The organism is Bartonella sp. AP11XZML (assembly GCF_042196445.1).
GTDB lineage: Bacteria > Pseudomonadota > Alphaproteobacteria > Rhizobiales > Rhizobiaceae > Bartonella.
Map to the genome: position 1 here is coordinate 1 of NZ_JBHIQF010000043.1, position 6,383 is coordinate 6,383.

Sequence of the window (6,383 nt, forward strand, 5' to 3'; positions counted from 1 at the left end):
CCGTAAGGACACTTTCATGCTTTAAAACGTCTGCCTTTAAAGCAAATACATAAAAAGCTGCACGCATAGTGCAGCTTTTTTGCAAAATTTTCTTGATTTTTCATGCTTTTCAATACAACAAGAATTTTCGAAATCCACGTGAAGCTTTTATAATCGTGAGAAACAAGCTTCAAAATAAAAGATTTTTTTCAATAATTCTATTTTTTTATGTTTTTCTTTTAAAAAACTTCTTAAATGAAGTGTTGACTCCATCGATTATATATATGCCGTTACAGCATAACAAATATGCGGCTATTGCTCTATTTTTTGCATTTAAGCCAAACAAATTTCGCAGAAAAATATTCCTCTACGATCAACAACTTTTCTCAATATGGAAACCATATCAACCTTACATCTCATGTAAGAGAGAGCATTATGCGGTTAACATTTCATCCACGCACAATATGAGAGAATAAGTTGAATTCTCTGATACAAAGGGAATACCAACCTACCCAATGATCTATTCTCAACAAAGCAACACTCTCACCACTTCAATACCAGTATTTTAGTTTGAGTATACGAACACAATTTACATTCTAGATTAAATGTATAAAATAAATAATGAACATAAAATCTATGAATAAACAATAGGTTAACTTTACATGCTTCAAACAAAGGACAAAATTTTATAATTATGCGTTATTAAATTTTTTTTGTAAATATTTTATACAGATATCAAAAATCGTACCATTGCTTTCAATACAAGAAACCGACATAAAAAGTTTCATATTGAATGACCAAAATAGTCTTTTACAAATTGCGATATTAGAGCAAAAACTTCATTGGCTAATTATACAAAAAAATAAAATAGAAAATGCATTTTAATAAATATAAAAGCAAATTGTTTTATAAAAGAATATGACAAAAACTGATAAATCAACTTATGATCATGTATTTATGATTCAGATATTGAGTTCAGTTTTGCACAATCGTTTGAAAAAAACGATAAGATTAAAGTTTATGCGAAACTGTCTAAATGGTTTAAAATTGATACATCTCTTGGATCATATACTCCCGATTGGACTGTATTACTCGAGCAAGATGGGCAAGGAAAACTGTATTTTGTTGTGGAAAGCAAAGGAAGTATTTTCGAAGACATCTTGCGCGATCTGGAAAAAGCAAAAATCCATTGCGATCGTAAACATTTCAAAGCTTTAGGAGAAAATACCCAATATATTGTTTCTGATAATTATAAAACTTTTATCGATCAAGCAATTCAAAAAGATACCACAACAACTTGAAAAAATGTTTGGGTTATGGAAACAACCCTCCCCTGTTTTTTATAAAATGCACCTTTTTCCTACTCTATAATTTACAAGCTCTTTCTTATAACCAATTTTAATTTTTATTAAACAATCAAGAAATTATCGAACATTTTTCAGAAAGAGCTGCACATTTAAGAAAAGAAAATTATAAACTATTGAGAATACATTTGACACCCAAACAATCATTTAAGCATAAAAAATGATATATAAACAAACATTGGATTTTTAAGTCAATAATTTGATTTATAAAGATTTTCACATTTTCCATGTTAAATAATAAATGCAAATGGAGCAGGCGTGCACGTTTGTGTAGGTTCTGCTTTTGCTCTCATGCAGATTGAGTTGACAGCAAATAGACTCCTCGATAAACTCATCAAAATCAGCTTAACTGATGGCTTCATTTTGGAGGAAGAAGGGTTGTACACAAGGAGACCATCAGCACTTCCAATCATATTCATTCCAATATCAAAACCGCAGATATCACAAATGCGTGTTAATTTTTAAAAGTCTGTGAATGGGGCGGGGACAATATTTTAAAGAATATCAACAGGGGGCATAATAATGCAAAAGAGAGATTCCTATACAAAAACAGAAAGGTATGTCATATATACCGTCATTATTTCCAGCATACTTCCTCTGCTGGACGGAAGCATTGTTAATGTCATCCTTCCGGACCTTGCGCATTATTTTTCCGTGGAAGGAAATAATATACAATGGATTGTAACATCCTATTTTCTAGCCACCGTTCCAGGGCTGCTAATGGCCGCTTTTGTGCAAGGAAGAATAGGTATCAAAAGCACTTGGTTTCTTGCAAGCTTCATTTTTATGCTTGGATCACTGGGGGTAGGATTAAGCTATAATTTTCCAACCATTATATCTGCCCGTATCGTTCAAGGTTTTGGGACCGGTCTTTTACTGCCTCTTAGCTAAACCATCATTGCACTACAATTTGGGCAAGAACGCGTGCGGCAAGCCATGGGCACCATAGCCGTACCAACAGTTTTCGCTCCTGCCTTTGGTCCGCTGGTAGGCGCCTCGCTTGCTCAGTATGTATCTTGGCGTTTGTTATTTTTTATCAATATTCCGCTTATTTTATTGGCACTCACCCTTGGAGCAAAACATTTAAAGAGCAACGAAACAACAAAAACAAAATTTAACTTATTTGCATTTTTAGCGTTTTCCATATCGCTTCTTTCGTTTTTTTACCTCACAGAAGCCAGAAATATCAATAACAAAAACCACTTATATATCCTAGCGCTTATAGCCATGATATCTCTCATATTATTCATTGTTTCTAATCAGAAAGCAAAAAACAAATTAATCGTCTTTAGCGGATTTCAAAATGCACGCTATACATTACTCATGATCATGGGGCTTGTTGCTTCATTTCTTTTTTATAGCTTCCTCGTTTATTTCCCACTAGCCGTTGCCATGGGAGGAAACTATGAAAAGAGCCTTCTCATCATCGGTGCCCTCCTTGCTCTGCAAGGGGTAGGAGCATGGATCGGAAGGAAATTTATTTACCAAAAATGGAAAGAAAAATCTCCCTTTTTCATGATAGGAATTGGTTTAGTGATATCAAGCTTTGGGTTATTATGCTTCGGCTATAATATAAGCATGGATGGACTTGGATTCTTGCTAAGAGGCATAGGACTTGGCATCGCCACCATTGTCTGCCTTTCCGCCCCCATCCAATATGTCAACAGTTTATACGTCAAAGATACAGCCGTTATCACACGCATATTACAGCAAATAGGTGGTGCCTTAGGGGGTATATTCGCTGGCTTTTTGATCCATTCGCTGACAGAAAAATCCCTGTCCTTAAACCAAACATATATCGTATTCTTCATATTCTCTATCGCTGCATTTTTACTGTTTTGCCTAGCCCTCCTCTTATCGCGTAAAGAGAAGAATTCCGATTTATGATATGCTTTATTTGAACTCCCTAGCCATAACATTGGCAATAGCTTATAAAATCATACAGCATTTACCACTTTTCGAGAAACCAACACACTGAGACCTTGACCACAGCCTTCATCATTTTTATGAAAGAACACTAAATCGATAAGCTCCTTAAGCTCTAAAATTGATCACCTCCAGTAACGTACGGTGTTTGTAATTTTATGATACCTCTGTGCTTTTAGATCCCTCTAAAAACCTCTTGAAATATGGGATTTTCTGATCAGACCTTTGCAAAGATCCACGAAATTAAGCACGCGTTTCAATGCGGAATAGTTCCATAAATGCGCTAACAGACGCCCTACCGAACCAGCATAGAATATAGAACCCACAATGCCCCAAAATGCTGACCATCTTCTGCCACGCACCGCGATGCAAAAAATCGCACTGTATTGCAAACTTGATAATGTTATTCCCCCCTTTTCAAAGTCATTGAATCACTATGCTTTCATAACAGCAATAGGTCCAAATGAAACTGAAGCGACAAAAACAGCTGGTAAAACAGCATCTTCTCTCCATTTCATTGTTAACTGTTATAAGAAATCTCCCCCACTTTAATAAAAAAGCCCTCTCTCATTGAGAGGAAAATTTTAAAAACATTGAAAATCATGATGTACAATAACAGACAGCAAACCATCTCTAAAAAGACTGTTTCTTGATTTTCACAGCGTACTCTTAGATTTCTCTAACATTTTCCTGCCTTTAGATTTTCCTTATAAAATTTACGGACAAAAGAAGCTTTTCAGAACTCTTTTACACATAACTTCATTGCTTCAAGCTCCCTTACAGACGCGATAAACGCGTATATTTCCATCTACCAAGTATGCGAGCTTCACAGCGGATATAATGAAAACAGTCTTTTTATAGAAAACCGTAAGCTTTAACGGAATAAACGAGATTTTAAACTAGCCTCCCGCATTACTCATTACTCTATACCGGTTATGCAAATAAAGAACCCCATCTGCTCTTTCTGACAAGCAAAGAACACACACAACATTTAGTAACATGCCATTATTGAAATTCTTGTCACAAAACCTTCCGTTCAGGGATTATGCGCATTGCCTGCTTCCTTCTCTCCAATAAACAATCTGCCAATAAAGAATGCTATTGCAGTTACGATAATACAAATTATACTTCTGTTCTCATTCTATATTTTTCGAATTATCACACACTATTCCCCCCTTCACTGCTTCACTGTTATAACAATGAAAGGAGAAAAAGATTAAAACACAATATAGTATTTCTTTTTCACAAATCTTATATAAGCCACAAAATTGTTGCGCGACTTTCTAAGCAAGGTCAGGCAATAAAATCATACTCTAAAAACCACTCAACATATCACTTTTTGACATTATAAAGCCATAAAATGCAATTATCATCCCCGCAAAAAATATCTCAGAAAAACAAAATCCCTCCTGCAACAATTAGGATACTCTCTCAAATATTACCAAAGTACTATTGGCCAGAGAATTTGGATGCCTTATTTTTTTATACACCATCTGCTCCTCATGAGTATCGAAGTGATGATGATGAAGTCAAGATTAAGAAATGACTAGATACAATCAATGTAGAATGCAATAAACCGCTTGAAGTCCTTGGTCCCCTGCTTGGTGATTTTTTGGACAGTGAGTTTCATAAGTTAGTCGGATTCATATTTCAAGACATACCAGAAGATCAAATGCTACAACAGCTTAAAGAAGATCAACGTAAAGTTTTAGAAACGTTAAAGAAAGATGGATTAGAATATCAGCGTGGAGGATATATTATCAAGAATGAGCTAACCTTCACACAAGAATTGCAAAAAGCTGGTCTCCTCTCGATGGAAGAGCTAAAAAAACTTATTGCAGAGAAAGAACTTTCAGCAGTAGAAATCGAAATAAATAGGGCATTAGAAAATATAGAAAAAGATCCAAGGGAGGCAGTTTTATTTGCAGCAAATCTGTTGGAAGCCTCTTGCAAAGCTTATCTCGACCACCATTCTATCCTATACGAAGAAAATGCCCATAATAAGCTGTACGCTTTATGGAAAGAAGTTGCTAAGAAGGCTAAGATTCATACTGACGATATAAAGCAAAAAAACTTAAAAAATCAAGATCTAGATAAAAATGACTTAAGAATGATCGCAACCGGTCTATCCAGAATCGTTAGTGGTACTATGAATTTAAGAAACAAGAAAAGTGCAGCGCATGGCCGCTCAGAAAAGGATTTTGAACTAATCAATCTCAAGCCTCGCCATGCGCGTTTAACTTTTAATGCCGCCCATTCTCTCTCAATTTATATTTTAGAGCTCATGGATCAGCCATAATAAAAAACATATCACGACTACCAGCATTTTCTCGTGCCATTTTTAATGCCTAAAAAGCATTAAAGGGGGTGGCCGCTGCTTCTACCCTACAAAACCAAATATTTCTATAGCATGACAACATGAGTAGTCACACCGCTCTATGGTGTTCCTCTTCCCCACGTTTCTAGGCTCCGCTTCTAAAGTCAGTGGGCAATTTCTGTAAATGCAAAAGCCGCCCTTAAGGATGGCGAATGAGGATGGTGCAAAAGTATTGCCTTGATTATTTTTTTTAAGAACAAACTAGCTAGTGTATTATTTTTGGAAAGCTCTCGTGAAGAAATATTATGATGGAGAAGCTAGTCATTATGATAAAAATACAAGTCTTAACTCCCTAAAGAGAGAGAATCTGAGCTTAGATTTAGTCCCTTCAAAGCCTTTATGCGCGTAAATTACATACCTATACGTTCTTCCCCTACCCTACTTAATCTTATAATAAGGCAGCTCCGTATAAAAAACGGCACTATTCTTACATACCATAGCCATTATGTATGTTAGGATAGTGTAAAAAGCTGTTATTTCTCTATCTGAGCCGTAAAGCACTGCCCCCACAGATCATAGGCATAGGCTCGCTACCCCAAAAGCTTGCTAGGTAAAAATCCCCCTTAGTATTTAGTGGTATAGATAGTTTGGATGTCAATGAATTGTTTGCAGTTTTTTTGTTACAAAAAGTTAGCGGATTGTTTTGAGGATTTGGCTATACAGGCTACACATAGGACAAAGGGAGAGATGACATAAGAGCCAAGAGAATCTGAGTTTAGATTAAGTCCTTGAGCGCC

At 35.7% G+C, this 6,383-nt stretch carries 4 protein-coding genes and 1 pseudogene; all 5 read left to right on the forward strand.

Features of this window, described 5'->3' with window-relative positions:
- The first annotated feature begins 989 nt into the window (after positions 1-989).
- The 5 genes and pseudogenes from ACFIMG_RS04870 (at position 990) to ACFIMG_RS04890 (ending at position 5,568) form a co-directional block, all read left to right on the forward strand.
- The gene (locus tag ACFIMG_RS04870) at positions 990-1,280 is read left to right on the forward strand and encodes a hypothetical protein (protein ID WP_375679368.1); all 291 of its coding nucleotides are present in this window, start codon (positions 990-992) and stop codon (positions 1,278-1,280) included.
- Between the two features lie 321 nt (positions 1,281-1,601).
- The gene (locus ACFIMG_RS04875; protein ID WP_375679364.1) at positions 1,602-1,808 is read left to right on the forward strand and encodes a hypothetical protein; all 207 of its coding nucleotides are present in this window, start codon (positions 1,602-1,604) and stop codon (positions 1,806-1,808) included.
- Positions 1,809-1,865: 57 nt separating this feature from the next.
- A pseudogene (locus ACFIMG_RS04880) lies at positions 1,866-3,230 on the forward strand (MFS transporter).
- Positions 3,231-3,596: 366 nt separating this feature from the next.
- Positions 3,597-3,821: a hypothetical protein gene (locus ACFIMG_RS04885; protein WP_375679365.1), complete on the forward strand. Its 225-nt coding sequence runs from the start codon at positions 3,597-3,599 to the stop codon at positions 3,819-3,821.
- A 1,060-nt stretch (positions 3,822-4,881) separates the two neighbouring features.
- The gene (locus ACFIMG_RS04890) at positions 4,882-5,568 is read left to right on the forward strand and encodes an abortive infection family protein (RefSeq protein ID WP_375679366.1); all 687 of its coding nucleotides are present in this window, start codon (positions 4,882-4,884) and stop codon (positions 5,566-5,568) included.
- The last annotated feature ends 815 nt before the right edge of the window (positions 5,569-6,383 follow it).